The organism is Modestobacter lapidis, from assembly GCF_054780755.1.
The window spans coordinates 348191-372299 of record NZ_BAAGVS010000001.1; the positions used below are offsets into that span (position 1 = coordinate 348191).

At 72.1% G+C, this 24109-nt stretch carries 24 protein-coding genes; 15 read left to right on the forward strand and 9 right to left on the reverse strand.

Going from position 1 to position 24109, the window contains the following annotated elements; all coding sequences use genetic code 11:
* Positions 1 to 3 precede the first annotated feature (3 nt).
* The 4 genes from ACYVG5_RS01570 to dacB all read right to left on the reverse strand — a co-directional run bounded on the left by ACYVG5_RS01570 (position 4) and on the right by dacB (position 5465).
* Positions 4 to 714, reverse strand: a complete 711-nt coding sequence (locus tag ACYVG5_RS01570) for a hypothetical protein (RefSeq protein ID WP_222047723.1) — start codon at positions 712 to 714, stop codon at positions 4 to 6.
* Between the two features lie 136 nt (positions 715 to 850).
* The gene (gene zwf / locus ACYVG5_RS01575; protein ID WP_222047726.1) at positions 851 to 2347 is read right to left on the reverse strand and encodes a glucose-6-phosphate dehydrogenase; all 1497 of its coding nucleotides are present in this window, start codon (positions 2345 to 2347) and stop codon (positions 851 to 853) included.
* Between the two features lie 177 nt (positions 2348 to 2524).
* A complete protein-coding gene (locus ACYVG5_RS01580) occupies positions 2525 to 3775 on the reverse strand; it encodes a serine hydrolase domain-containing protein (RefSeq protein WP_222047729.1) in 1251 nt (416 codons plus the stop codon).
* Positions 3776 to 3860: 85 nt separating this feature from the next.
* The gene (dacB, locus tag ACYVG5_RS01585) at positions 3861 to 5465 is read right to left on the reverse strand and encodes a D-alanyl-D-alanine carboxypeptidase/D-alanyl-D-alanine endopeptidase (protein ID WP_246630085.1); all 1605 of its coding nucleotides are present in this window, start codon (positions 5463 to 5465) and stop codon (positions 3861 to 3863) included.
* A gap of 142 nt (positions 5466 to 5607) precedes the next feature.
* Between dacB and ACYVG5_RS01590 the strand changes: the two genes are divergently transcribed.
* From ACYVG5_RS01590 to ACYVG5_RS01625, 8 genes are all read left to right on the forward strand, one after another.
* The gene (locus ACYVG5_RS01590) at positions 5608 to 7365 is read left to right on the forward strand and encodes a sensor histidine kinase (protein ID WP_460682909.1); all 1758 of its coding nucleotides are present in this window, start codon (positions 5608 to 5610) and stop codon (positions 7363 to 7365) included.
* A complete protein-coding gene (locus ACYVG5_RS01595; RefSeq protein WP_222047735.1) occupies positions 7353 to 8000 on the forward strand; it encodes a response regulator transcription factor in 648 nt (215 codons plus the stop codon). The genes ACYVG5_RS01590 and ACYVG5_RS01595 overlap by 13 nt, the downstream gene beginning before the upstream one ends.
* 261 nt (positions 8001 to 8261) lie before the next feature.
* A complete protein-coding gene (locus ACYVG5_RS01600; protein ID WP_222047738.1) occupies positions 8262 to 8525 on the forward strand; it encodes a hypothetical protein in 264 nt (87 codons plus the stop codon).
* Entirely contained in the window at positions 8522 to 8908 is a 387-nt protein-coding gene (locus ACYVG5_RS01605) for a type II toxin-antitoxin system VapC family toxin (protein WP_222047741.1), read from the forward strand. The genes ACYVG5_RS01600 and ACYVG5_RS01605 overlap by 4 nt, the downstream gene beginning before the upstream one ends.
* Before the next feature lie 211 nt (positions 8909 to 9119).
* The gene (locus tag ACYVG5_RS01610) at positions 9120 to 10058 is read left to right on the forward strand and encodes an ABC transporter ATP-binding protein (RefSeq protein ID WP_222047744.1); all 939 of its coding nucleotides are present in this window, start codon (positions 9120 to 9122) and stop codon (positions 10056 to 10058) included.
* On the forward strand, positions 10055 to 10837 hold the full coding sequence (locus tag ACYVG5_RS01615; RefSeq protein ID WP_222047747.1) for an ABC transporter permease: 783 nt from the start codon (positions 10055 to 10057) through the stop codon (positions 10835 to 10837). The genes ACYVG5_RS01610 and ACYVG5_RS01615 overlap by 4 nt, the downstream gene beginning before the upstream one ends.
* A gap of 22 nt (positions 10838 to 10859) precedes the next feature.
* Positions 10860 to 12116 carry a sensor histidine kinase gene (locus ACYVG5_RS01620; RefSeq protein WP_222047750.1) on the forward strand — a complete coding sequence of 419 codons (1257 nt, stop codon included), beginning with the start codon at positions 10860 to 10862 and terminating at the stop codon, positions 12114 to 12116.
* A complete protein-coding gene (locus tag ACYVG5_RS01625) occupies positions 12109 to 12741 on the forward strand; it encodes a response regulator (RefSeq protein WP_460682910.1) in 633 nt (210 codons plus the stop codon). Before ACYVG5_RS01620 ends, ACYVG5_RS01625 begins: the two co-directional genes overlap by 8 nt.
* Before the next feature lie 73 nt (positions 12742 to 12814).
* On the opposite strand, the gene ACYVG5_RS01630 is transcribed toward ACYVG5_RS01625, so the two are convergent.
* Complete coding sequence (locus ACYVG5_RS01630) at positions 12815 to 14500, reverse strand: cyclic nucleotide-binding domain-containing protein (protein WP_222047752.1); 1686 nt, start codon at positions 14498 to 14500, stop codon at positions 12815 to 12817.
* A 233-nt stretch (positions 14501 to 14733) separates the two neighbouring features.
* On the opposite strand from ACYVG5_RS01630, the gene ACYVG5_RS01635 reads away from it, so the two are divergent.
* Entirely contained in the window at positions 14734 to 15864 is a 1131-nt protein-coding gene (locus tag ACYVG5_RS01635; protein WP_222047755.1) for a PIG-L family deacetylase, read from the forward strand.
* Here ACYVG5_RS01635 and ACYVG5_RS01640 read toward each other — a convergent pair.
* From ACYVG5_RS01640 to ACYVG5_RS01650, 3 genes are all read right to left on the reverse strand, one after another.
* Complete coding sequence (locus tag ACYVG5_RS01640; protein WP_222047759.1) at positions 15844 to 16563, reverse strand: DUF2652 domain-containing protein; 720 nt, start codon at positions 16561 to 16563, stop codon at positions 15844 to 15846. The genes ACYVG5_RS01635 and ACYVG5_RS01640 overlap by 21 nt on opposite strands.
* Before the next feature lie 91 nt (positions 16564 to 16654).
* On the reverse strand, positions 16655 to 16927 hold the full coding sequence (locus ACYVG5_RS01645; RefSeq protein WP_222047762.1) for a type II toxin-antitoxin system RelE family toxin: 273 nt from the start codon (positions 16925 to 16927) through the stop codon (positions 16655 to 16657).
* Positions 16924 to 17202 (reverse strand): type II toxin-antitoxin system Phd/YefM family antitoxin, encoded by a 279-nt coding sequence (locus ACYVG5_RS01650; RefSeq protein ID WP_222047765.1) that lies wholly within the window; start codon positions 17200 to 17202, stop codon positions 16924 to 16926. The genes ACYVG5_RS01645 and ACYVG5_RS01650 overlap by 4 nt, the downstream gene beginning before the upstream one ends.
* Before the next feature lie 123 nt (positions 17203 to 17325).
* On the opposite strand from ACYVG5_RS01650, the gene ACYVG5_RS01655 reads away from it, so the two are divergent.
* Entirely contained in the window at positions 17326 to 18471 is a 1146-nt protein-coding gene (locus tag ACYVG5_RS01655) for a glycosyltransferase family protein (RefSeq protein ID WP_222047768.1), read from the forward strand.
* A gap of 743 nt (positions 18472 to 19214) precedes the next feature.
* On the opposite strand, the gene ACYVG5_RS01660 is transcribed toward ACYVG5_RS01655, so the two are convergent.
* Positions 19215 to 19394 carry a hypothetical protein gene (locus ACYVG5_RS01660; protein WP_222047773.1) on the reverse strand — a complete coding sequence of 60 codons (180 nt, stop codon included), beginning with the start codon at positions 19392 to 19394 and terminating at the stop codon, positions 19215 to 19217.
* A gap of 104 nt (positions 19395 to 19498) precedes the next feature.
* Here ACYVG5_RS01660 and ACYVG5_RS01665 point away from each other — a divergent pair, with 104 nt between their 5' ends.
* From ACYVG5_RS01665 to ACYVG5_RS01685, 5 genes are all read left to right on the forward strand, one after another.
* Complete coding sequence (locus tag ACYVG5_RS01665; protein ID WP_222047776.1) at positions 19499 to 19711, forward strand: type II toxin-antitoxin system VapB family antitoxin; 213 nt, start codon at positions 19499 to 19501, stop codon at positions 19709 to 19711.
* A complete protein-coding gene (locus tag ACYVG5_RS01670; protein ID WP_460682911.1) occupies positions 19704 to 20132 on the forward strand; it encodes a PIN domain-containing protein in 429 nt (142 codons plus the stop codon). The genes ACYVG5_RS01665 and ACYVG5_RS01670 overlap by 8 nt, the downstream gene beginning before the upstream one ends.
* Before the next feature lie 237 nt (positions 20133 to 20369).
* Positions 20370 to 20576 carry a DUF2191 domain-containing protein gene (locus ACYVG5_RS01675; protein WP_222047782.1) on the forward strand — a complete coding sequence of 69 codons (207 nt, stop codon included), beginning with the start codon at positions 20370 to 20372 and terminating at the stop codon, positions 20574 to 20576.
* Positions 20573 to 20989 carry a PIN domain-containing protein gene (locus ACYVG5_RS01680; RefSeq protein WP_222047785.1) on the forward strand — a complete coding sequence of 139 codons (417 nt, stop codon included), beginning with the start codon at positions 20573 to 20575 and terminating at the stop codon, positions 20987 to 20989. Before ACYVG5_RS01675 ends, ACYVG5_RS01680 begins: the two co-directional genes overlap by 4 nt.
* 340 nt (positions 20990 to 21329) lie before the next feature.
* Positions 21330 to 23876, forward strand: coding sequence for an SEC-C domain-containing protein (locus ACYVG5_RS01685; RefSeq protein ID WP_222047788.1), 2547 nt, complete (start codon positions 21330 to 21332; stop codon positions 23874 to 23876).
* Positions 23877 to 24109 lie beyond the last annotated feature (233 nt).

A 24109-nucleotide genomic window follows, 5' to 3' on the forward strand; every position in this document is an offset into this window, starting at 1 on the left:
CGGTCATGGTGAACCATGCGCCGGGGCTTCGCGGACCGGGGGCTCGGGTGACGGGGGAGGGGCAGGTGACAGCCGGGGGACCACCGGCGGGGCGGTGAGCTCCTGGTAGGCGGTCGTGTGGGCGCGCAGGGCGCTGACCGCATCGGCGACGTCGGTGGTCACCCGGCCGGCCGCCGGTGCCGCCCGCTCGGCCTCCAGCACCGCTCCGCAGACGTCCGCGACCATGTCGAGGTACCTCCGGGCATCGGCCTCCAGGTCCGTCCGGCCGGCCGGGTTCGGAGCCAGCGCCCGTTGCCGCAAGAGTTGCTCGAGCCGGTCGCCCTCGGCCTCCAGCGACGGCAACAGGGCCGGAACGTCGCCGAGGTGCGCACCGGTGGCCTGGGCGGTGGACATCTGGTGGCGCAGTCGATCCCGGGCGCGGGCGATGTCGAGCTGGAGCTCCGCGGCAGCGCGCCGCGGGCCCGGCGGCAGGCGGCGCGCAGCGACGGCCGTGGCACCCCGTACGCCCAGCTGCCGGGCCCGGGCCACCAGCGGATTGCGCCGGACCCTTCTGAGCACCAGCCACCCGACGAGCGCGGCGACCACCAGGAGCACCAGGATCACGCCACCGAGGACGGCGATCATCGTGGGATCCAGCGAGAGCAGCCAGGACAGCTCGTCGTCGGCCCGGACGTCCAGGGCATCGGCGGGGCCGGTCGGCAGCGGGGTGGTCATGGGGCTCCTCGTCTCGGGCGGTGGACCGTCCGGCAGGGCAACGGTCGCAGTACCTCCGGCGGTTCCCGGGACGTCGCCCGACCGCGGCGCACGGTCGTGCCCCGCGAGGCCGCTGACGGGTGTCCGGGCGGCGACGTCACCGTCGGCTCGAGTGGCGCCACGTCCGGCCGTCCCGAGCGATCAGTGCGCCGGCCTCCGACGGCCCCCACGAGGCTGCCTGGTACAGCGGGATGGGCCGCTCGTCGCCGGCCCAGAACCGCATCACCGGATCGACGATGCGCCAGGACCGCGCCACCTCGTCGGCGCGGATGAACAGGGTGGGGTCGCCGATGAGTGCGTCGAGGATGACCCGTTCGTAGGCGTCGGGGGACTGCTCGTCGAAGCTCTCGTACGAGAAGTCCATGGAGGCCTTCTGCACCCGGAAGGCGTGCCCGGGCACCTTCGCGCCGAACCGCAGGCTCAGCCCCTCGTCAGGTTGCACGCGCACGACGAGGGCGTCGGGATCGAGCCCCTCGGCCGTGCCGGGGAACAGCGGGAGCTGAGGAGGGCGGCGGAACTCCATGGCCACCTCGGTGAGCCGCGCCGGTAGCCGCTTGCCGGTGCGCACGTAGATCGGCACGCCGGTCCAGCGCCAGTTCTGGACCTCCAGTTTCATGGCCACGAAGGTCTCCGTGGCGCTGAGCGGGTCGACGCCGGGCTCGTCCCGGTATCCGGGCATGAGGTCCTCCCGGGTGCCGCCGCGGGTGTACTGCCCGCGCACCGCGTTCGCGGCGATCTCCGCCTCCGCGTCCAACGGCTGGATCGCACGCAGCAGCTTCACCTTCTCGTCGCGGATGGCCTCCGCGTGGAACGAGGTGGGCGGTTCCATGAGGAAGAGGGAGAGGACTTGCAGGACGTGGTTCTGGACGATGTCGCGCATCGCGCCGGTGCTCTCGTAGAACCCGCCTCGCTCGCCGACGCCCAGGGTCTCGGCGACGGTGATCTGCACGTTGTCGACCCAGGTCCGGTTCCAGATCGGCTCGAAGACGGAGTTGGCGAACCGTAGAGCCAGCAGGTTCTGCACCGTCTCCTTGGCGAGGTAATGGTCGATCCGGAAGATCTGCTCCTCGACGAACGCGGACGACAGGTCCGCGTAGAGCTCCCGGGCGCTGATCTCGTCCCAGCCGAACGGCTTCTCGACGACCGCGCGGACGAAGCCCCCGCCGACGGGCGCGGACAGCCCTGCCTTGCCGAGGCTCATCGCGATCGGCCCGAAGAGGCGCGGAGGTGTTGCGAAGTAGTGGACCCGGTTGCCGGCGGTCCCGTGCCGGTGGTCGCATTCGGCCAGTACATCCGCCAGGCGCTGATAGGTGGCCGGGTCGTCGTAGTCCCCGGCGACGTACCGGGCGGCAGCCGCGAATTCCTCCCAGCGGTGGTTGTCGTCACTGGTCACGCTGCGGCGGCACAGATTCCCGAACTCGGCGTCGGTCATGGGAGTGCGTGCGACGCCGACCAGCGCTACCTCGGGAGGAAGGGCCCCATAGCCGGCCAGCCGTTCGAGTGCGGGTAGCAGTTTGCGGGCGGTGAGGTCACCGGAGGCGCCGAAGATGACCAGGACGCACGGCGGGGAGCGGCGATCCGCATCCACGTTCATGCGCTGTGAGCATGCCCGGATCGGACGAACACCGACAGGCCCTGCGAGCCGGCTCTGCCGCTGCGCCGCGGCGGCGCCTGACAGGAATGTGGGCGCGGCGGGGTGGACAGCCCTGCCCGGCCGCAGGTGCTGCCCGATCCCCGGTTCTGGCCGGACTGACGGCCGCCGGGCTGCCGATCACTCGGCGTAGAGCTCGTCGATCACCGCCCTGGCGAGCTCTACGGCCGGGGCGTCGCCATTGGGTGCGGGGGCGGTGGAGGTCCAGGTGACGACGGTGATGTCCCGGACCGGGTCGTGGCCCATGAAGGAGTTGGTGCCGGGCAGCTCACCGGTGTGCCCGTACACGGCCCCGAAGCTGGCCAGGCCGAGCCCGTAGCCGGGGCTGGCCGGGTCGGCCGGGTCCAGCGGCTGGACGCTGGCGATCCGCTGCTCCTGCAGCTGCGGGCTGAGCAGGCACCCGTCGACCAGCTCCTCCACGTAGTCGGCGAGGTCCGGCGCGGTGGAGATCCCGGCGCCCGCGGTCCACGCCCAGGAGGGGTTGGCGTCGGTGACGTCCATCGGCTCGAGGGTGCCGGCGCTGGCTGCGGCCTGGACCTCCGGTGCGAGCACGAGGCTGTCGATGGTCTCCACGTTCGTGCCGAAGGTGTAGGTCTGCGGGCGCGGTCGCGGGATCGAGGCGTCGGTCAGGGCCGGGAAGGAGGTCTGGCTCAGCTCGAGCGGGTCGAAGATCCGGTTCTGGAAGGCCTGCTCCACCGGTGACCCGGTGAGCTGTTCGATGATCACGCCCAGCAGCACGTAGTTGGTGTTGGAGTACAGGAACCCCTCGCCCGGGGGGAAGGCGGGCGGCTCGGCGAGGCCGATCGCGAGCAGTTCCTCCGGGGTCCACACCCGGCCGGGGTCGCTGTCCATCTGCTCGTTCAGTTCCAGGTCTTCGGTGTAGTTGGCCAGCCCGCTGCTCATGTCCAGCAGCTGGGCGATGGTGATGTTCTCCCCGTTGGGCACGTCCGGGCGGTACCGCGACACCGGGTCGTCCAGGCCGATCCTGCCCTCGTCGACCAGCTGCACGATCACCGTGGCGGTCCAGGTCTTGGTGTTGCTGCCGACCCGGACGTGGTCGGCGAGCGTGACCGGCTCGGTGCCGTGCCAGGTCCGGGTGCCCATCGTGGTGGCCCAGTCGCCGAGTTCGGGGGACCGCACCAGGACGACGGCGCCGGTGACCGCCAGGTCCCTCATGAGCCGGTCGAGTTCGGGCTGGACCGCCGCGGCGTACGCCGGATCCTCTGACGGCTCCGCCGCCCTACCCGGCGACGCGTTCGCCGGGGCGGGAGCCACGACCAGCAGGGCGACCGCCGCCGTGGCGATCGAGGCGGCCAGCGAACCGGGTGGCCGGGAACGACGCGATCCGCACGAGCGCTCTACAGCAGTCATGGTCGACCTTTCGATGGGTAGCCGGGCAGGGGGTGTCCGTGTGTTCGCACCAGGCCACTCGCCGGCCGGGTGCATCTCTGGGGAGTCACAGCGCCTGTTGGAACGCCGCGGCGACGGCCGCCACGTCTGCGCCGGCGTTCTGCAGACCGGTGGGCAGGTCGGGGTACGTCGCCCCGCTCATGGACAGCGAGAACACCAGCCGCTCGCCCCGCTCGGTCGTGAGGTAGCCGGCGAGACTCTGCACCTTGTAGTACACCCGGCCCGTGGTGGGGTCGACGTCGACGCTGGTCCCGGTCTTGGCCGCGACCTTTCCCCTGGCGGGATGGTCCTGACCCGTGCTCGCCAGCGTTCCGCTCACCCCGAGGACGGGCTGGTCGGCCGCGAGCTCCGCGCCCCAGGGTTGCGTCTGCGCCCACCTCATCCAGGCGACCATCTGATCGGGGGTCGTCGAGGCCGGGTCAGCGCCCTGCCCGTCGAACAGCACCACGTCCTCAGGAGGGACGCCGGCCCGGTCGAGCTGGTGGTGCACCGCCTGCAGCCCGTCGAGGCAGTCCGGCGAGCCGCCGTGCGCCGCGAGCAGGCACAGCAGGGCGTTGGCACCGGTGTTGTAGCTGGTCTCCAGGATCATGCGACCGAAGGCCTTCATCGGCGGGGAGGTCAGGGCAGCCATCCGGTGCTCGGGCGGGTATGAACCGGTGGGCGGCAACCCCGCCTGGTCGTTGGGTCCGACGGCGGAGGAGGTGACCGTGACCCCGGCGCGACCGAGTGCCTCGATGAACAGGGTTCGTGCCCAGGACGCGGCGTCCGGAACCCGGTAGATGGTGAGCTGGGACGTGCCGGCCGCGATGGTGCCGCCGACCGTGATCGAGGTGGGATCGCCGGGAGCGGGGGTGACGGTGAGCGACGTCGGCGTGCCCGCGTCGGTGGTGGTCACCGTCGAGGTCACGGTCACGGCCTGCGTCTGCGGGCGGAGGTCGAGGACGGCGGGCTGTCCGACCCCGGCCGCCGCCACCGTGATGTCCAGGATGTTGTCGTTGACGTAGATCGACGGTGCAGGTCCCTCCTGGCCCGCGAACGTGTTCCACAGCCGGGTGTCGATGACGACGTCGCCGGTGATCTCGGTGACGCCTGCGGCGGCCACCTGTCGGGCGAGATCGTCGAGGCCGGCCAACGGGTCGTCCGGGACGAACGCCGCGTTCGGGGCTAGGTCGCCGTAGACGTGGTCGATCGTGCTGGCGGTGAACGCGTGATCCACGCGGCCGTCCATGGCGCCGCGGCCGCCCATGGCGAGGTCCCCTGACGCCACCAGCACCAGGTCGCCGGCGAGGACGCCACCGGCCGGCTCGGCCGTCGCGTACACCGGCGTGGTGAGCGTGGCGTCGGTGCCCAGCGTCGCGTACGTGCTGCCGACGGTGAAGTTCTTCGCAGTAGACGCGGTGAAGACGAATTCCCCGGCACGGCCGGCCAGGACGACGCGACCCGTCTCCGCCTCGGCGACGGAGTACAGCCACCGGGCCGCCTCGAACTCCGGCTTGGCCATGATGGCGGCGGCCGCGGCGGGGAGCTCGCCGACCTGCGGCTGGATGCCGGGCGTGTGGCCCGGCAGGGCGGACGACTCGGTCGACGACGTGAACCCGGTGAGCAGGACGGTCGACACGAGCAACAGGACCGCGGCTGCTCGGCGCTTCATGTGGGAGACCATGGCGATGTCGTGACCGCCGGACAAGGGACCGGAGTGGCCTGGCCACCTGGACCTGGGTACAGGGTCCCGCGGGAGTCGTTGCCGCTGCGGGGCTGCCCCGGGCACGCGTCGCCGGTGCCATGCTGCACCGGTGGCGCGTCGGCGAGGTGTGCGATCGCCGCTGGCCCGGGCGCTGATGGTGAGTCTCGCGCTGATCGGCGCGTCCGGTGCCCTCGTCGCCGGCATCGAGATCGCCCTGCTCGCCGACCAGCGCGAGGACCTCTGGTGGCTGCTCGCCCTGTTCCCCGCCGGGGGGCTGGTCTACCTGGCCGCGGGGCTCGAGGCGTGGCGGCGCCGGCCGAGCAACCGGACCGGCCCGATCATGGTCGTCGGGGCTCTGACCTGGTTCGTCGTCGCTCTCGCCAACACCGTGACGCCCGTCCTGGTGGCCGTCGGCGTCGTGCTCGCCACCACCCCGCTCGCCGTGGTGGTGTGGCTGCTGCACGCCTTCCCGTCCGGCCGCCTCCGCTCGCGCACCTCCCGCCTGACGGTGGTGGGGGGTTTCGTGGTGTCGCTCGTTCTGCAGGTCCCGGGTTACCTCTTCGACCCGGACGCCAGCCCGGCGGGCATGCTGTTCGTCGCCCATCGGCCGGATCTCCTCGATGCCGGCAGCTGGCTCCAGCGAGGCGCGGGGATGGTGGTCATGCTGATGACCGCGTACGTGCTCGTCGATCGGTTGTGGGACGCGACGCCCGGCCAACGTCGAGTCCTGCTACCGCTGTACGCCTACGGGACCCTGGCTGTTCTCGCCACGCCGCTCGGACCTCTCCTCGGCCCGTCCGCCGGGCTCTCGGTCGCGCAGGTGGTCGGGCTGCAGATCGTCCTGCTGGCCGGGGTGCCCGTCGCGTTCGCGGCGGCGATGCTGCGCGGGGGGTTCGCGAGGACGGCGGAGATCCAGGAGCTGAGTGCCTGGCTCTCGTCGTCCGCCGCCACCCCGGAGCTGCTCGCCGCTGCCCTCGGGCGCACCCTCGGGGACGCGTCGCTGCAGGTCGTGTACGCGTCGCGGGACGGGCGCGCCTTCGTGGACGGCGACGGCGCCTCGTTCGACACGTCGGCGCTGGGCGAGCACCGCGACCTGGTCGACATCGAGCTCGGGTCGAGACGGATCGGCGCCATCGTCTACGACGCGACGGTCATCGACGACGCCGAGTTGGTCCGCGGGGCGGGTCAGGTGGCCGCCCTCGCCATCGACCACGACCGGTTGACGGCCGAGCTGCGGGCCAGCCATGCCGACCTGCAGCAGTCGCGCGCCCGCCTCGTCGAGGCAGGCGACCGGGCCCGGCAGCGCATCGCCCAGGACCTGCACGACGGTCTGCAGGTGGAGCTCGTCCTACTGGCGCTCGAAGCGCAGCAACTGGCTCGCATCGACGGGGCCGCCGACCTCCCCGGCGCGGCGACGCGCCTCCGCGTCGGCATCGACGGGGCCGCCCGGCACCTCCGGGGGATCGTCCACACCCTGATGCCGGCCGCCCTCGTCGAGCGGGGTCTGACCGCGGCCATCGAGGACCTGGTCGACCGCATGCCGCTGCCCACCCGGCTGGCGGTGGCCGAGGTCGACGGGCGCCTGCCGGCGACGGTGGAGCGGACGGCCTACTTCGTGGTCGCGGAGGCGCTGACCAACGCGGTCAAGCACGCCGCGGCCGACACGTTGACCGTGACGCTCGAGCACACGCCGACGCGGCTCGTCATCGGCGTGACCGACGACGGCGTCGGCGGTGCGACCCAGGAGGCTGGTGTGGGGCTGCACGGGCTCGCCGATCGTGTCGATGCCCTCGGTGGCCGGTTCACCATCGAGAGCCCGGCCGGCGGAGGCACCCATCTGCTGGTGGAGCTGCCGTGCGGGTCGTGATCGGCGAGGACGAGGCGCTGTTGCGCACCGGGCTCACGCACGTGATGCAGGCGGCCGGGTTCGATGTCGTCGCCGCGGTCGGAGATGCACACGCGCTGGTCCGCAGCGCGGAGGAACACGTTCCCGACATCGTCGTCACCGACATCCGGATGCCACCCGATCACAAGGACGCGGGCCTGCGGGCGGCGACGGAGATCCGACGGAAGCATCCCGAGATCGCCGTCCTCGTGCTGTCGCAGCACCTCCAGCGCGCCTACGCCGTCGAGCTGCTGGGCGATCGCCCGTCGGGCGTCGGGTACCTCCTCAAGCAGCGGATCGCCGACATCGACACGTTCACGGACGATCTCCGCCGGATCGCTGCCGGAGGCACCGTCCTCGACCCCGAGGTCGTGAGCCTCATGGTCGCCCGCGCCAGGGGGCACCACGATGCGCTCGACCGGCTGACCCCTCGCCAGCAGCAGGTGCTGGTCCTGATGTCCGAGGGCCGGACCAACGCGTCGATCGCCAGAACCCTGGCGATCACCGAGCGGGCGGTCGTGCAGCACACGTCCCACATCTACGACCAGCTCGACCTGGCGCCCAGCGATGACGACCATCGCCGAGTACTGGCGGTGATCCGCTACCTCTCGTCATGAGCGGCTCACCCGGCCGGCCCAGCGCGGCCGTGGCCGACACTTCCGGCGACGCTCCACCAGCCCTCTCGGCGTCAGCGGGCCTGACCGCCACTCGGCCGACTCGACACGCTGAGATCGGGCAGCGTCGACCGGCCGCGCCAGCCCAGCCCGTTGCGGTCCAGTGCCGCAGAAGCGTCGCCCGTTGGTGCCACGCGGTATGAGACGTCGGCCAACGGGATCCCGAGGTGCAGCACCTGAACGCTAGGTGCCACACTTGCCTGCGTGCCCACCACACGTCCGCGGATCATGGTGACCGAGACCGATGAACTCGCTGCAGCTCTGGACTCCGCGGCCTCCCGGTATCCCGGGCTGAGCCGCGCGCAGTTGCTCGTTCGCCTCGCGCTGGAAGGCCAGCAGGTCGCCCAGCGCGCGCAGGAAGACCGGCGACGTCGACGGCTCGACGCGCTACGGGAACACAGTGGTGCCCTCACCGGCGCCTACGGTGCGAACTATCTGGAGCAGTTGCGCCAGGAGTGGCCGGCGTGATCGTGCTGGACGCCAGCGTGCTCATCGCCTACCTCGATGCCGAGAACGCCCAGCATCACCAGGCCGAGTCGCTGCTCGCCCGGGAGATCGACGACGAGTTCGCCGCCAACCCGCTCACGCTCGCGGAGGTGCTCGTCGGCCCGTCGCGAACCGGCCGCCTCGACGCCGCGCGTTCGGCGTTACGGGAGCTGGAGGTCGGGGAACAGCCGTTTCCGGCCGACACCGCTGTTCGGCTGGCCCGGTTGCGCGCCGACACGGGTTTGCGGATGCCGGATTGCTGTGCCCTGCTGGCCGCCCACGATGCGGCCGCGCGAGTCGCCGCGTTCGATGACCGGCTCATCCGTGCGGCCGAGGAGCTGGGGCTGGCCGCACTGCGCTCGTAGCCACCCGCTCGAGCTGGCGGGTGTGCATCAGCTGGTGTCCGAGGGGCGGGAGCCCACTCCTCCGGGCAGCAGCGGCCGGTCGTGATGTCGGCCACGGAATGTCCGCGCACAGCCGATCCACCACGACGGAGAAGGCCTGCGCCGATCGGTGGAGGCAGCTCCAGCCGGTCGATGGACGTCGCGGCGGGTTGGGCGTTGCCAGGGTCGTGCCATGCCACTGATCGAGGTCCGCGCCCTCCGCAAGACGTACCGCTCCACCGTGGCCGTCGAGCACGTCGACCTCGACGTGCACGAGGGCGAGATCATCGGAGTGCTCGGTCCCAACGGCGCCGGCAAGACCACCACGGTCGAGTGCATGGCGGGGCTGACCCGCCCCGACCGCGGCACCGTCCGCCTCGCCGGGCACGTCCCCTGGCGGGATCGCCGTCAGGTCACCGGACTCCTCGGCGTGCAGCTGCAGAGCTCGGGCCTGCAGGCCAAGCTGACCGCCCGCGAGGCCGTCGCCATGGTCGCGGCCTTCCACGACGCCCCGGCCGACCCGGACGAGCTCATCGAACGCCTCGGCCTGGGGCGGGTCGCCGGCACCCGCTACGCCAAGCTCTCCGGCGGCCAGCAGCAACGGCTGGCGATCGCCACCGCGCTGGTGGGCCGACCCCGGGTGGTGATCCTCGACGAGCTGACCACCGGCCTGGACCCGGAGGCCCGCCGGGAGACCTGGGAGCTGATCCGGAACGTCCGGGGGAGCGGCACCACGGTCGTCCTCGTGACCCACCTGATGGAGGAGGCCCAGCAGCTCTGCGACCGGATCACCGTGCTGGCCGGCGGCCGGGTGGTCGCCGAGGGCACGCCGGACGACGTGGTCGCCCGCTCGGCGAGCTCGACGGTCATGTCCTTCACCGCTCCCGCCGCGGTCCTCCCGGCGGACGTGCTCGCCGGGCTGCCCGGCGTCCGGCAGGTCGAGCGGCGAGGGGCCCGGCTCGAGGTGGCCGGGACCGACGACGGCGTCCTCGCGGTGCTGCGCGTCCTACAGGAGCGCCAGGTGGAGCCGGCCGGGCTGCGCGTCTCCGCCACCACCCTCGACGAGGCCTACCTCGCCCTCGTCCGCCGCCCCGACACCGACACCGCCCCCGCCATGGAGGAGATCTCGTGACCGTTCCCCGTACCGCATCGCCGGTCGCGGACCGCCGGGCCCGCCCCGGACGGGCCGTCCTCGCCGCGGAGACGCGGCTCTTCCTCCGCGAACCGGGGTCGCTGTTCTGGATCGTCGCGTTCCCCACGATCCTGCTCGTCGTCCTCGCGTTCGTCCCCGGATTCGACGAGCCGTCGGCGGACTACGGCGGCAGGAGCTTCCTGGACGCCTACGTGCCGACCTCCTGCCTGCTGGCGGCGATCATGGGCGGGATCCTGGCGATGCCGACGGTGATCAGCGCGTACCGGGAGCAGCACGTGCTCCGCCGGATCGCCACCACCCCGGCCCGGGCAGGGCACGTGCTCGGCGTGCAGGTCGCCCTGCACGCGGCCGCCGTCCTGCTGTCGATGGTGCTCGTCCTCGCCGTGAGCCGGCTCGCCTTCGGCGTCGCGCTGCCCGACACCCTGCCCGCCTGGCTGCTCGCCTACGTGCTCGCCGTCGTCGCGGTGCTCGGCGTCGGCGCCCTGATCTCGGGGACGGCGCCGTCGGTCCGGGCCTCCTCGACCCTGGGGATCGTGGCGTTCCTCCCGCTCATGTTCACCGCCGGTGTCTGGTACCCGGTCAGCGCGATGGGCGGCCTCCTCCGCGACATCGTCGCGGCCACCCCGACCGGCGCTGCGGCGCTCGCCATGGACCGGGCCCAGGCCGGGGACTGGCCCTCCCTGCTGCAGGTCTCCGTCGTGGCCGGCTGGGCCGTCCTGCTCGCCGTCCTGGCGGTGCGATGCTTCCGCTGGCAGTGAGCACCACGGAAGGATGGCTCGGGTGACCGACCTCGGGACCCCGATCGAGGTCCGGTGGCGCGCCCAGATGCGCCGCGTGCCCTATGCGGTGCTGGGCCTGTCCTGCGTGCTGGCGGGGTTGACCATGAGCCTGTTCGACCGTGGGCCGGCGGCCCTGGCGACCACCGGGGTGCTGGTCGTGGCCGTCGCCGGCGCGCACGCCTGGATGGTCGACCGACGGTGGGACCGCCGGGCCAGACCGGACCGGGGCAGCGAGCTCTACCTCCTCGCCCGCACCGGAGCCGCCGCCGTCCTGACCTGGATCAACCCCTTCTTCGCCGTCTTCGCCTCCCTCGGCTACTTCGACACGGTCGAGCACGTCCGTCGGCGGCTCGTCACCCCGGTGGTGCTGCTCACCGCTCTGACCCTGGCGGGTGCGCAGTCCGGCGGCCTGCCGCCCGCCAACGGGGCGCAGGCCACGGCGTTCGTCGGGCTGTTCGCCCTCAACGCGGGGGCGGCGCTGTTCTTCGTCCGGATGGAGCGGCACGAGCAGGCGGTCGCGGCGAGCCGGGTCGCGACCATCGAGGAGCTGGAGCGGACCAATGCCCGGCTGGCCGAGGCGCTCGCCGAGAACGCCGCCCTGCACGCGGCGCTGCTCCAGCGCGCTCGAGCGGCGGGCCGGCACGAGGAACGGGAGCGGCTCGCCCTGGAGATCCACGACACGATCGCGCAGAGCCTCGTCGGGGTTGTCACCCAGTTGCAGGCAGCCACGGACGACCCCGACCCCGCTGCCGTCGGGCAACGGGTCACGGCCGCGACCGAGCTGGCCCGCACCGCGCTCATCGACGCCCGACGGTCCGTCGAGGGCCTCATGCCTTCCCAGCTGGACGACGCGGACGCCCCCGCGGCGCTGGATCAGCTGGTCCGGGACTGGACCGCCCGCACCGGTGCGCGAGCCGAGCTGGTGGTCACCGGCACCGCTCGCCCCCTGCCCGACGACGTCGAGGCGGTCCTCCTGCGCGTGGCCGGGGAGTCCCTGGCGAACGTGACGCGGCACGCCCGTGCCTCGCGGGTGGGGGTGACCCTCTCGTTCCTCTGCGACGAGGTCCTCCTGGACGTGCGGGACGACGGGGTGGGCTTCTCCGCAGCCGTGGACGACGGCACCGGGCCGACCGCTCTCCGGTTCGGCCTGCGCGGGATGCGGCAGCGCGCGGAGTGGGTCGGTGGCGAGGTGGTCGTGGAGTCCGAGCCGGGTAGCGGGACGGCGGTCTCGCTCCGGTTGCCGGGGACCCGTGGCTGAGCGGCGCACCGTCCGGGTGGTCCTGGCCGACGACCACCCGGTGGTGCGCGACGGGTTGCGCGGCATGCTCGGTGCGGTGCCGGACGTCGAGGTCGTCGGCGAGGCCGGGGACGGCGTGGAGGCGGTGGCCGTGGTGCGGGCCACCCGGCCCGACGTCCTGCTCCTGGATCTACGGATGCCCCGGGGTGACGGGCTGGCCGCGATCGAGGCGCTGCGCGGCGACCCGGTGCGGGTGCTGATCCTGTCCACCTTCGCCACCGCCCGGGACGTGCGCGAGGCACTCGAGGCCGGGGCCACCGGCTACGTCCTGAAGGACACACCCCGGGACCAGCTGGTGACGGCTCTCCACGCGGCGGCGGGCGGAGAGTCGGTGCTGTCGCCGGCGGTGGCCACCCAGGTGGTCTCGCGACTGCGGCGCGGGACCTCGGGAGAACTGACCGACCGGGAGCTCGCGGTGCTGCGCCTGGTTGCCCAGGGCACGCCGAACCGGGCGATCGCAACGACCCTGTTCGTCAGCGAGGCCACGGTGAAGACGCACCTGGTGCACGTGTTCGCCAAGCTCGACGTCACCGATCGGGCGGCCGCCGTCGCCACCGCCTACGAGCGCGGCATCCTGCCCGGCTGACGCGTGGCACGTCGGAGGGCGAGTGGCGGCGGTGTCGAGCGGCAGGGGCGGGTCCTTCAGGGGGCGTCGCCCGTCAGTGCGAATCTCGTCGGCCCTCGGGGTCGGCTCGCGGTGGGTCCGCGTGCCGCTGCCGGTCGTCCGAGAGGTAGCCAGTGACGACTTGCTCGGCGGTGGAGGAGGTCGCGGAGAAGCCGGTGATCGCCGACACGAACTGGTCCCCGCTGAGGGTGGCGAGTTCGGTGTCCTCGACGGCACGGACGGTTGCCGTCCGCGGGACCGCACGAAGCAGCGCGATCTCGCCGAAGGCGTCGCCGGGGCCCAGCCGGCGGATCTCGTGCCCGTCGTCGATCACGGCCACGCGTCCGGATTCGACGACGAAGAACCCGTCGGCCGGATCACCCTTCCGGAACACATCGCGCTGCGCCGGCACACGCAACCTGCCCAGGCGCAGCGCCAGGCCCTCGATGGCCGGGACGGGCAGCAGGCGGAACATGCCGACCCGGCGCAGTAGCACGATCCGGTCGCGCCGCACGCCGATGTCCGCGTCGATCGCCCGCAGCGCCGCCCAGCGAGCGGTGACCGCCACCGGCAGGCTGCCGCCGGTGGCGATGAGGGTGCCTGTGTCGCCCAGCGTGGAGAGGACGAGCGGGATCGCCAGCGAGCCCAGTGCCAGCGCCAGCGAGAACACCGCCTCGGTCAGGGCGAGCACACGCGCCAGCGTCTGGTCGGGGACGAGTCGCTGCAGCAGCGTGAACCCGCTGACGTCGACGAGCGCGTTGGCGGCGCCGATGACGACGAACGCGCCGACCGCCACGGGACTGCCCGTCAGCAAGCCGATGAGGACGATCGGCACGCCCCACATCGCGATCCCGGCACCGAACAACGTGCCGAGTCGGGCGCTGCCCGCCGCGCCGATCGAGGCCATGGCCGCGACGAAGCCGCCGACCCCGAACGCCGCCCAGAGGACCCCGACCCCCGGGCGACCCAGGTCGGTGACCTCCACGGCGACCACCACCACCAGCACGGTCAGCGCGCCGCGGACCAGGCACTGCGCGCCGCCCAGGACGATCACGTCCAGCGCCCGTGGGCGTCGTCGCAGTTCGCGCAGCCCCTCGACCACGTCGGAGACCGCCCCCACCCGGTCGGCCGGCCTGTCGGCTGCGGCAGGGCGCGGCGATTCGTAGCGCAGTCGGGCAGCCAGCGCGCCGGCAGCACCGGAGAGCAGGGCGACCGCGGCGAACGCGGCTGCCGCGTCGTACCCCGCGAGCAGCGCGGCCGCGGCCAGGGGACCGATGAGCGCGGCCGCACCGTCGAGGATGGCCCGGACCGCGTTCACCGCGGTGAGCTCCTCCGGCCTGGTGCACAGCGTGGGGAACAGGGCCGCGAGCACCGGCCGGTAGGCGGCATGGCAGACCGTCGAGAGCGTCAGCAACGCATACACCACCGCCGGCTGATCGACGGCCACCGCGGCCCCCGCCGCGGTGACCGCTCGGAGCGCGCACGCGATCACGAGCAGCTGCCGGCGCGAGACCCGGTCGGCCAGCGCGCCCAACCAGGGGAGCGCGAGCGTCGCCGGCAGCACCCGGAGGAACCCGACCAGGCCCACGCCCGCCGCGCCGCCCTGGTCGAACGCGTACACCGTCATCGCGGACAGGAACAGGAACTCGCCGGTCCAGGCCGACAGCGACGACACCTGCGCGAGCCGGAGGTTGCGATTGCGCGCCACCGATGCCCACGCCTCGCGGTAGGACCCCGGCACGGCGCGGACGCTAACAGGGAAGTCGCTACGGGTACGTCGAGTCGGACGTGGCCTCTGCGGTCGGTGTGCGCGACGGAAATGCTGGCTCGCGCGCTCCGCGGGACGGTACGGTGCGCGCTCGACCGGCCGGCCGGCCCACAGGTCCATCCTCAGGTGCCGGCGGCAGCCTCGACGGTGATCGGTGGGCGTACGACATGTCTGTGGATCCCGCCGGTCGGAGGGCTCGGCGTCTGTTGGGGATCTTCGCCCATCCCGACGACGAGACCATCTGCGCCGGCGGCACGCTCGCCAAGTTCGCGGGCTCCGGCGCCGACGTCGGGGTCGTCTCGCTCACCCGCGGTGGAGCGGGCCAGATCAGGGACGCCGGCGTCGCCACCCGGGCCACCCTGCGGGGGGTGCGGGAGCGGGAACTCGAGGCGGCCGGCAAGGAGCTCGGGCTCAGCCTGACGAGGTGTCTCGACCACCCGGACGGCGGCCTCTCCGGGGTCGACGGTGCGACCCTGCTCGAGCAGGTGTCGGCGCTCATCACCGAGTTCGAGCCCGACGTGGTGATCACGTTCGGGCCCGACGGGTTCTCCGGTCACCCCGACCACGTGGCCGTGGGAGCCGCGGTGACCGAGGCCTGCTACCGGCTGCGGTCGGCCACGTCGCCCCGGCTCTTCCACTGTCACCTGCCGCGCAGTGGGATGCTGCTGCGCGACCGGCTGGCCGCGTGGGTGGTGGAGCTGACGACCCGCTTCAAGGGGACCAGGGAGTTCGTCCGCGCCCTGTCGGTCTTCTCGCGCGAGACGGCGGCGCTGGGATACGCGGCCGACTTCGTGAACGTCGAGTGGTTCCCGGCCGGCTCCTACCTCATCGAGCAGGGTGAGGAGGCCACGATGATGCACTTCCTCCTGTCCGGTTCCGTGGAGATCCGACGAGAGGGTGCGGACGGTCGCGTGCGGGTCGTCGACCGGTCGGGTCCGGGTGAGTTCATCGGGGAGGAAGGCATCGCCACAGGCCGGCCGCGCAACGCGCACGTGGTGGCCCTCGACGACGTCACGAGCCTGACGTTCCTGGCGTCCGACCGCTTCGTCGCCGACGTGCACGGGGGCCAGGCGCTCCCGATGCTGACGCGGACGCTGCCCTCGGGGGATCGGGTCGACGCCAGGGTGAGCACGTGCATCGACGTCTCGGATTTCGTCGGCCACAAGATCCGGGCGACTGCTGCACATCGCTCCCAGTACCCGATCGATCCGACGATGTTTCCGGACTCGATCCTCCGGGAGATGTTCGGCGTGGAGTACTTCATCCAGGTCCTGCCCGAGCGGGAGCTGGAGCCGTCGCTGTTCGACGACGACGCCTCAGCCGGCGGAGGCGAGTGACCGTGGGCGTCGGCGGGGGAGGATGTGCGGGAGGCCCCGGCCGACCATGTCGAAGGTGGCGCCGATGCGCAGGAGCAACGAGGGCTCCGGCGCGGGTGCGAGCGTCGCGGTGATGTCCTGGACGTCGACGTAGAAGGTCTGCACCCGTCCGATGCCCTCGAGGTCCTGCGCGATCTCGTGGGCCGTCAGTCCGGCGGAGGTGGCGCCACCGTCGCGGAAGAGGTCGTCGGTGACCAGGAGGTACTCCGGCACCGTCACGGGGTTCTTGAGCAGGCGGTGGACGTAGATCACGTCCATACCGACGAGCTTCTTCCGGCGCCTGATCGTCTGGGTCGCGACGTCCCCGACGTGCGCCACGAACTTGAGCTTCAGGGCGCCGGTCTGCGTGCAGCTTCCGCAGGGACACATGTTGAGCTCGATCAGCCGGCGCTGCGCATGGAAGGCGCGGTGCATGGCGACGGCCGCACGGGTGGCGGCGGACAGCGTCGCGGCGCCGTCCAGCCCGTCGGTGTCGCACGAGAGGAAGGCCGCGTCGCCCTCGATCTCGATCAGCTCGAAGTCCCGTGCGGCGTCGACGATCTTGTCGAGCAGGCGTCTCGTGGCCGCCTCCGCGTGCCCCAGCATGCTGCGGTGGAACTGCATGTACTCCGTGTAGCCGCCGATGTCGGCGATCAGCAGCAACGCACGCCGGGTGGCCATGGGCGGGACAGTAGCGCCGGACGGCGGGCCATGGCGGTCATCGCGACGGGGTGCCGAACGTACCCGACCCGGACCGCGGCCCGACTCAGCGTCAGCCGTAGGCGTCGGCGCGGTGCGAGATCCGGACGACGCGGACCAGAACCTCGTCCCCGTGGATGGAGTAGATGACGCGGTATTGACCGCGTCGAGCCGACCAGTAGCCCTCGAGCTGGAACCGCAGCGGCTTGCCGACGCGGCGTGGGTTCTCGGCCAGCGGGCCGTAGAGGAAGTCGACGACCGCCACTGCCACCGATTCCGGGAGGTCCTGTCCGATCGCTCGCTGGGCGCCGGCGGACAGAACGACGGTGTACCTCCCGTCGCTCATGGGCGGCGGCGGTTGGCGAGCGCCGCCCGTACCTGCTCTTCGCTGTATGCCCGGCCCTGAGCCATCTGCTGTTCGGCCTCGCGAATCTCCGGGACTGCGTGGCGGTCCGAGAGGATCCCCAGCGTTTCCATCAGTGACTCGTAGTCATCGACGGCGAGGATGACGGCGACCGGACTGCCGTTCTTGGTCACAGTGACGCGTTCATGGGTACCGGCGACGTCGTCGATCACCTGGCTGAAGCGAGCCTTGACCGCCGCGAGGGACAGCGTCGTCATGACTAGAATTGTGGTCACGAGACCAGGTGCGGTCAAGCAGTTCCTCGACAGACTGGCGAACGACCCTGCGGGGGTCGAACCTCCCTGCGGAATTCGGTTGCGGCCCCTTCGCAGGATGGGGCCATGGACGGCGACCGCATGCTGGTGAACTTCTTCTACGCCCAGCCCGTGGGGCACGCCGTCGAGGCGCTTCACTATGCCCACGGGCACGCGGTGGCGGTGCCGGGACGGGAGGTCTCGCTGGCGCTCAACGCGGCGACGGCAACCGAGCTGGCCGGCTTCTGCCCGTTCGTGTCGGCGACCTACGCCATCCAGCACCCGTTCCTCGAGCCGTGCCCCGACTCGGCGTCGCGGCTGCGGTCGGTGCCGCGCGACTGGGACTGGATCGTCGACGACACCCGGCGGTACCAGCCACTCCAGTACGAGCTCTTCCCCGGGATGCGGGACTACTACGCGGCCTCCGATACCCACCTGCGAGCCGGCGTGAGCCGGTCCGTGGTGGGCGCCGAACGCGCCGGGTACCGGCCGCACCAGCCGCTGCGGCTCGAGCTGCCGGCCACAGCCCGTCGCGCCGCCGTCGACCGGCTGAGCAGCGACCATGCCCCCGCCGCGCGGATCGCGGTGATGCCCGCAGGCTCCAGCGACGCGTCCCGCTACCCGTCCGCCGGCTCGTGGTCGCAGATCCTCGATGCCCTGGCAGACGCCTTCACCGGTGTACAGGTGGTGCTCCTGGGCCGGACGGCGCAGGACGAGCGGACCAGCACGGCGCTGAGCGGTGACGACCTGGCCGAGCTCCGGCGCCACCGCTCGGGACCGGTCGACTGCTTCGACGTCCCGCTGGGGGAGCAGCTCGCCGTCGTCGAGGCCTGCGATGTCTTCCTCGCCCCGCACACCGGGTTCGGTCTGGCGGCGCTCGCCGTGGGCACCCCGTGGCTCTCGCTGTCTGGCGGCCGGTGGTTCGAGTACTACTTCAACCACGTGCCGTTCCGGTCCGTACTGCCCGATCCCGACCGCTACCCGAGCTTCAGCCAGTTCGACCCGGCGCAGATCATCATCGACGGGGAGGAGGGGCCGCGGACACCGAGCATGACCCGCGCCCGCATCCGCGAGGACCTCGACCGCATCGTTGCCGCCGCGCAGGAGCTCGTGGCCGGGACCCTGCCCTACGAACGGGCGCTGAGCGAGTACTTCGCCGGGCTGAAGGCCGTTCACCGCGGTGACACGTCGGCGATCTGGTCGATCGACTCGGTGCACCTCGGCTACGTATGACCGGCAGGCCGGCCGTCGGACGGGAGAGTCACTCATGGCAGCCAGGACGTGAGCCCAGTGGCGTGCAGCTGTCGCCGCGCGCTGGCCAGGGGAGCGCGCTCAGCCGCTTGGAGCCGGTCGGCCCGCCGTTCGAGGCGGGAGGGAAGCGGGACATCCGGGGCGGGCGCCAGGAGCGCCGCAGGTAGGCCGCCTCCATTCGATCGCCAGCCGAGTACACCGACACGAAGCCGCGCGGCCGCGTCGCGAGCACGATGGCGCGGGTGGCACCCCGCTCACCGGCGGTCGGGACAGGCACCGGCTCGGTGACACCACCGTCGACCCACGCTGTGACTACTTCCTCGGTCAGCGGCAGGTACTCCCGCTCCGCGGCCGGGATGCCCGTGCGCCAGCCGCCGCGCACCGCGGACACCCAGCCCGCGCGGGGAAGAGGCTGGCGTAGAAGGCGACCTGTGCGGACGCGGGGGAGCCGGGTGCGCCGGCCCCGGCTCGCCGTCGAAGACACCGGTCTGGACCGGACCGGGTGGGCGCGCCTGCTGCGGAGTCAACTCCAGCAGTCGCAGCAGCCGGGCGTTCTCCGCCTGCAGCCGGACAACCTCGTCGCTCAGCGCCGACAGTTCGTCGTCCAGGCCGACGAACGGCGAGGTGCGTTGATCCGCGGACCCGGACGAGATCGGCACGACTCCGTACTGGCGCGAGATCTACGTCGCAAGGCAGAGGTGCGAAGGCGGTATCCCGCAGAGGGGTCAGTGACCGGAGGCGATCGGCTCCTGGTTGCCGGCCACGGCGCGGTACTTCTGCCGGCCGGCTTTGCCGCTGGTCGCGACCGCCTCGTCGATGCAATCCCACGGGACGCCGGCCTTCCCGGCAGCGGCAGCGGCCTCACCGAGGTCGCCCAGGGCACACCGCAGAGCAGCGGCTCGCACCGCTGTCTCTTCCCTGGAGACGGACAGCCGGAGGCAGAACCGACCACAAGATATCAAGACATGATATCCTACTCAGTCGACAACTGCAGCGGAGGGGCAAGAGCATGGCCAAGACACTGGTCGACATCCCTGAGGACAAGCTTGCCCGAGCGCAGGCGCGGCTCGGCACGGCTACGAAGCGGGAGACCGTTGAGCGTGCGCTGGATCTGGTGCTGCACCAGGCCGAGCAGCGCGACCTCATCATGGCGGTGGCAGCGGGACAGGTTTCGCCGCACTTCACTCCGGAGGCACTGGCCGAGGTCAGGCCGGGTGCCTGAGGCGATCCTCGACAACTCCGCGTATGCCCGCCTGGCTCGGCACGCCTCGGTCCGGGAGGCCGTCCTCGACTACCTGAACGGCCCACTCAACAGCCTCCGGTCAGTGCTGGTGCAGCGGTTGGAAATCTGCACCTCAGTGCGGAACGTGGCGGAGTTCGACGCCGAGATGCAGGCCCTTGCCGCGATGCCGCTGCTGGAGGACGCGCTTCCCGCTGTCGGCGCTGCGGCGCAGTCACTGCAGCGGGCGCTCGTGCAGCGCGGCACCCACCGTGGGCCGAAGGTGGTGGACTTGCTCATCGCTGCCACCGCACTCGTGCACGATGCGGAGATCCTCCACTACGACGGCGACTACGACCTGCTTGCTGCCGCCGAGCCGAGGCTGCGGACCCGGTGGATCGTGCCGCGGGGGAGCGTGGCGTAGCTGCCGCGGGCAGCCCGCATGCATCCAGCCGATGGCACGGCTTCGATCGAAGAGGCACACCCACGTCGGTGTGCATGAGCCGGTGTCCGAGGGGCGAGATGCTACTTGCGCACACGACTTCCAGCCCCGCCCCCGTAGCGATGGGGATGAGCCGCGAGGCCGGAGAGCGCCGATCTGCCTCGAACGTGTATATGCTGCGCGTTAGCATTGTATATATCCGCGAGGAGGGGTCGCACCATGACGAAGCGCTTGATCGACCTCGACGACGAACTGCTGGCTTCGGCGCAGCGCGAGCTCAACACCACCGGGGTGTCGGACACGGTCCGCGCTGCGTTGCAGCAGGCGGCGAGTGCCGCTGCTCGCGCGCGGCAGGTGACGTGGCTGCGCGAAGGCGGGGTCGAGACCCTGGCGGATTCCACCCAGCGAGCTGACGTGTGGCGGTGATCGCCCGGTTCCTCATCGACACCAGCGCGGCGGCCAGGATGCGGCTGGCTGCCGTCGCCGACCGGTTGGAGCCACTCATCACCGGCGGCCTGGTGGCCACCTGCGCCCCGCTGGATGCCGAGGCGCTCTACAGCGCGCGTAGCCAAGCCGAGTACGAGCAGGTGCGCGCCGACCGTCGCGAGGCGTACGAGTACCTGCCGACCGACGACGGTCACTGGCAGCGTGCTTTCGACGCGCAGCGCGTCCTCGCCCGCACCGGCCGGCACCGAGCGGTAGGCATCGCCGACCTGTTGACCGCCGTACTGGCGGCTGAGCACGGGGTGACGATCGTGCACTACGACGCCGACTTCGAGGTCGCTGCCGAGGTGCTCGACTTCGAGCACCGATGGGTCATGCCGCGCGGAACCGCGTAGTGGCACCCACCAAGGGGTGTGCCCGAGCTGGTGTCCGAGGGGCGACACGCTACATACGCACACGCCTGTGCTGACTCGAGTGCCGCTCCTGCGCTGTCGACGGAGAGCCCTGCGGTGAGCCGACCGGTGGCGGCCGTTGGTCGGTGCGAAAGGGCAGTGTGCACGACCCGCAGGCGCCGGTAGGCGCGATCGACGGGCACGCACCCGGCTGCCTTGCGGTCGAGTAGGCGCGCACCGGAGCCCGTCGGCGGTTCGCCCTCGTCGCCGTAGCCCTCCGCCCGCACCCCAGCGCCCGCCGCCGCTCCTCCCGGCGAACGATCTGGCGGTAGCGTCGGCTGTCGTGCGCATCCCGTCCACACGTTCCGACATCGGCGTCGCGATCCGCGAGATCCTCAGCGACCAGGCAGCCATGTCGAGGGACGACCTGGTCGCGGAGCTACAGCGGCGTGGCGTCGACCTGGGCACCGACCCGGCGGACGTGCTCGAAGAGCTGCTGGAAATCGACGAGACCGGCGTCGTCATGCCCCTCGCCGCCGGACGGCTGACGTACCTGCCTGCGCTGCTCGAGGGGCGCACGTTCATCCACCGACTCACCGACGCCGAGGTGGCACACGGCTTCATCGAGACGACCGCGGACCTGCATCCCATCGCGATGCTCACCGAGGAGCCCCGCTACCAGCGGCTGCGCGATGGATCTTCGGTCACCGACGTCCTCACCGGCTTCGACGACGAGCTGTTGCGGAACCGCGGCGTCCCGGACGGTGCGATCCTGGATGCCGCCTGGCTGCTCGCTCCCGACGCGCTGCGGGGATGGGTCGCCGGCGATCTCCTGGGCGTCACCGTACGTCCGGACGGGTTCGAGCTCGGCACAGCGACGCCCGTGCCGCCACCGGCCAACTTCGCCGAACGCCTGACCACCGCGATCGGGGACGACGTGCCCGCCATGCTCGACAGCGTCCTGTGGGAGTTGTGCGCCGAGGATCCGACGCTGTTCGCGACCCCGCTCCCGCCGCTCGGCGAACTGCTCGCCGAGCACGGACTCGTGCGGGAAGGCGACTACCTCGCGCCGCCTGGCTTCGACCTACCCGGCTGGCGGACCGGGCAGCAGATGGAAGACCTGCAGCGCCGCCACGGCATCGACGGGGACGAGGCGTCCGCCGTCCTCCTGTTGAAACGGCTGCACGGGAACGCCGGCACGCTGCTGGAGCTCGCGTCGGGTTCGCCGGACCTGTCCGCCCCGGCGGAGCAGGAGCCGGCTGAGCCCCTGAGCGATGTCGACGGGGACGTCGTCCAGGCCACGCTGAGCATCCTGGCCGACCCGGACGTCGCCGAGGCGGTCGCCGTCGAGACGATGGGCGCAGGTCGGGCCGGTGCCGCGGCGCTCGGCATGCTGGCCGAGTCGCTCGTCGCTCGGGCGCCGCGCCAGGCGCGTCCGGCGTTGCGCTGGCTGATGGGCAAGGCTTTCGACCGGCTCGGCAACGTGCTCGAGGCGGAGGACGCCTACTACGGCGCCCTGGAACTGGACCCCGGCTGGGTGCCTGCGCTGTTCGATCTGGCCCGCATGGCGAGTGACCGCGGCGATGCCGAGCGCGGCCTGTCGCTGCTCCGCCGGGCCGGCGCGCGTCCCGACGACGAGCTGGTCGCGCTGCTGGAGCACTTCCGCCCGGTCGAGCGGACAGACATCGGCCGCAACGAGCCCTGCTGGTGCGGATCGGGTCGCAAGTACAAGGCCTGCCACCGCAACCGCGAGCAGCTGCCGCTGGAGGAACGCGCGGCGTGGCTGTACCAGAAGTCGGGAATGTACGTCTCGGACGGCCCGTGGCGTGAGGACGTCATCCGGCTCGCCCGGATCCGCAGCCGCCACTGGGCCGGCGGGGCGGCCACGTGGCAGGCGACCCAGGACCCGTGGGTCGTGGATGCGCTGCTGTTCGAGGGCGGTGCCTTCGAAGCCTTCCTCGCCGAGCGCGGCCCGCTGCTGCCCGACGACGAGCGGCTGCTGGGACAGCAGTGGCTGCTCGCCGAACGCTCGCTGTACGAGATCGAGGACGTCACGCCCGGCTCGGGCTTCCGGGTCCGGGACCTGCGTACCGGTGATCGACTCGACGTCCGCGAGCGACGCGGGAGCACCGCCGTCCGGAAGCACTTGCTGGTGTGCGCCCGATTCGTTCCGGCGGGCGAGACGATCCAGTGCTTCGGCGGCATGGAGCCGGTGCAGCTGCATCAGCGCGACGCGCTGCTGAAGCTGCTCGACAGTGAACCGGAGCCGGCGGAGCTGGTCGAGGCCCTGTCGGCCCGCTTCGCCCCGCCTGAGCTGCGCAACACCGAGGGTGATCCGATGGTGCAGTGCGAGGCGACGCTGCGCACTGCCCAGCCGGACGCGCTGGCCGCAGAGCTCGACGAGACCTACGAACGCGACGGCGACGAGCTGCTGTGGCACGAGTTCGTCCAGACGGACGGCATGCGGCGCGTCCGGGCGACGGTCACCCTGGACGACGCGCAGCTGACGGTCGAGGCCAACAGCGAGCGCAGGTTCGACCGCATGCTCGCGGCGCTGCGCCAGCTGGACCCTGATCTGCAGGTGGTGGACGAGTCGCGGCGGCCGGTGGCCGACGTGCTCGATGCGATGGAGCGGCCACCGATGCAACCGGCCGTGTCGCCGGACCCGTCCGACCCGCGCTTCGCGGCGGCGATCGAGCAGTTCATCCGCCAGCACGAGCAGGCGTGGCTGGACGAGTCGATCCCGGCGCTCTCCGGTGCCACGCCACGACAGGCGGCGGCCGACCCGAGCCGGCGCGACGACTTGGTCCGGCTGCTGGCCAGCTTCCCGCCGGGCGGTCCCGGGCAGATGGATCCCGACCGGTTGCGGGCCGCCCTCGGCCTGGCGTAAAGCCGGCGACAGCTCTGCCCCCGGACGGGATGCGCGTGACCGTTGACGATGCTCGCGGTTGTCTGGCCGCTATGAGTCGGCATACGAAGCCGCCGGCGCGGTCGGCTATTCGCAGGCATGTAGGCCAGGCCGCGGGCGACAGACTGGCCGCGGTGGGCAAGCGCCGTCATCGTGTACGCGAGGGCAGCGGGGGAACCGCGACGTCTTCGGTCTCACTCAGGGAAACGGACGGG

What these genes read in the sequence shown, in the direction of transcription:
- ACYVG5_RS01570 (WP_222047723.1), bottom strand. Translation starts at nt 714, where the DNA reads ATGACCACCCCGCTGCCGACCGGCCCCGCCGATGCCCTGGACGTCCGG.
- zwf (WP_222047726.1), bottom strand. Translation starts at nt 2,347, where the DNA reads ATGAACGTGGATGCGGATCGCCGCTCCCCGCCGTGCGTCCTGGTCATC.
- ACYVG5_RS01580 (WP_222047729.1), bottom strand. Translation starts at nt 3,775, where the DNA reads ATGACTGCTGTAGAGCGCTCGTGCGGATCGCGTCGTTCCCGGCCACCC.
- dacB (WP_246630085.1), bottom strand. Translation starts at nt 5,465, where the DNA reads ATGAAGCGCCGAGCAGCCGCGGTCCTGTTGCTCGTGTCGACCGTCCTG.
- ACYVG5_RS01610 (WP_222047744.1), top strand. Translation starts at nt 9,120, where the DNA reads ATGCCACTGATCGAGGTCCGCGCCCTCCGCAAGACGTACCGCTCCACC.
- ACYVG5_RS01640 (WP_222047759.1), bottom strand. Translation starts at nt 16,563, where the DNA reads ATGGCCACCCGGCGTGCGTTGCTGCTGATCGCCGACATCGGCGGCTAC.
- ACYVG5_RS01645 (WP_222047762.1), bottom strand. Translation starts at nt 16,927, where the DNA reads ATGAGCGACGGGAGGTACACCGTCGTTCTGTCCGCCGGCGCCCAGCGA.
- ACYVG5_RS01650 (WP_222047765.1), bottom strand. Translation starts at nt 17,202, where the DNA reads ATGACGACGCTGTCCCTCGCGGCGGTCAAGGCTCGCTTCAGCCAGGTG.
- ACYVG5_RS01655 (WP_222047768.1), top strand. Translation starts at nt 17,326, where the DNA reads ATGGACGGCGACCGCATGCTGGTGAACTTCTTCTACGCCCAGCCCGTG.
- ACYVG5_RS01665 (WP_222047776.1), top strand. Translation starts at nt 19,499, where the DNA reads ATGGCCAAGACACTGGTCGACATCCCTGAGGACAAGCTTGCCCGAGCG.
- ACYVG5_RS01675 (WP_222047782.1), top strand. Translation starts at nt 20,370, where the DNA reads ATGACGAAGCGCTTGATCGACCTCGACGACGAACTGCTGGCTTCGGCG.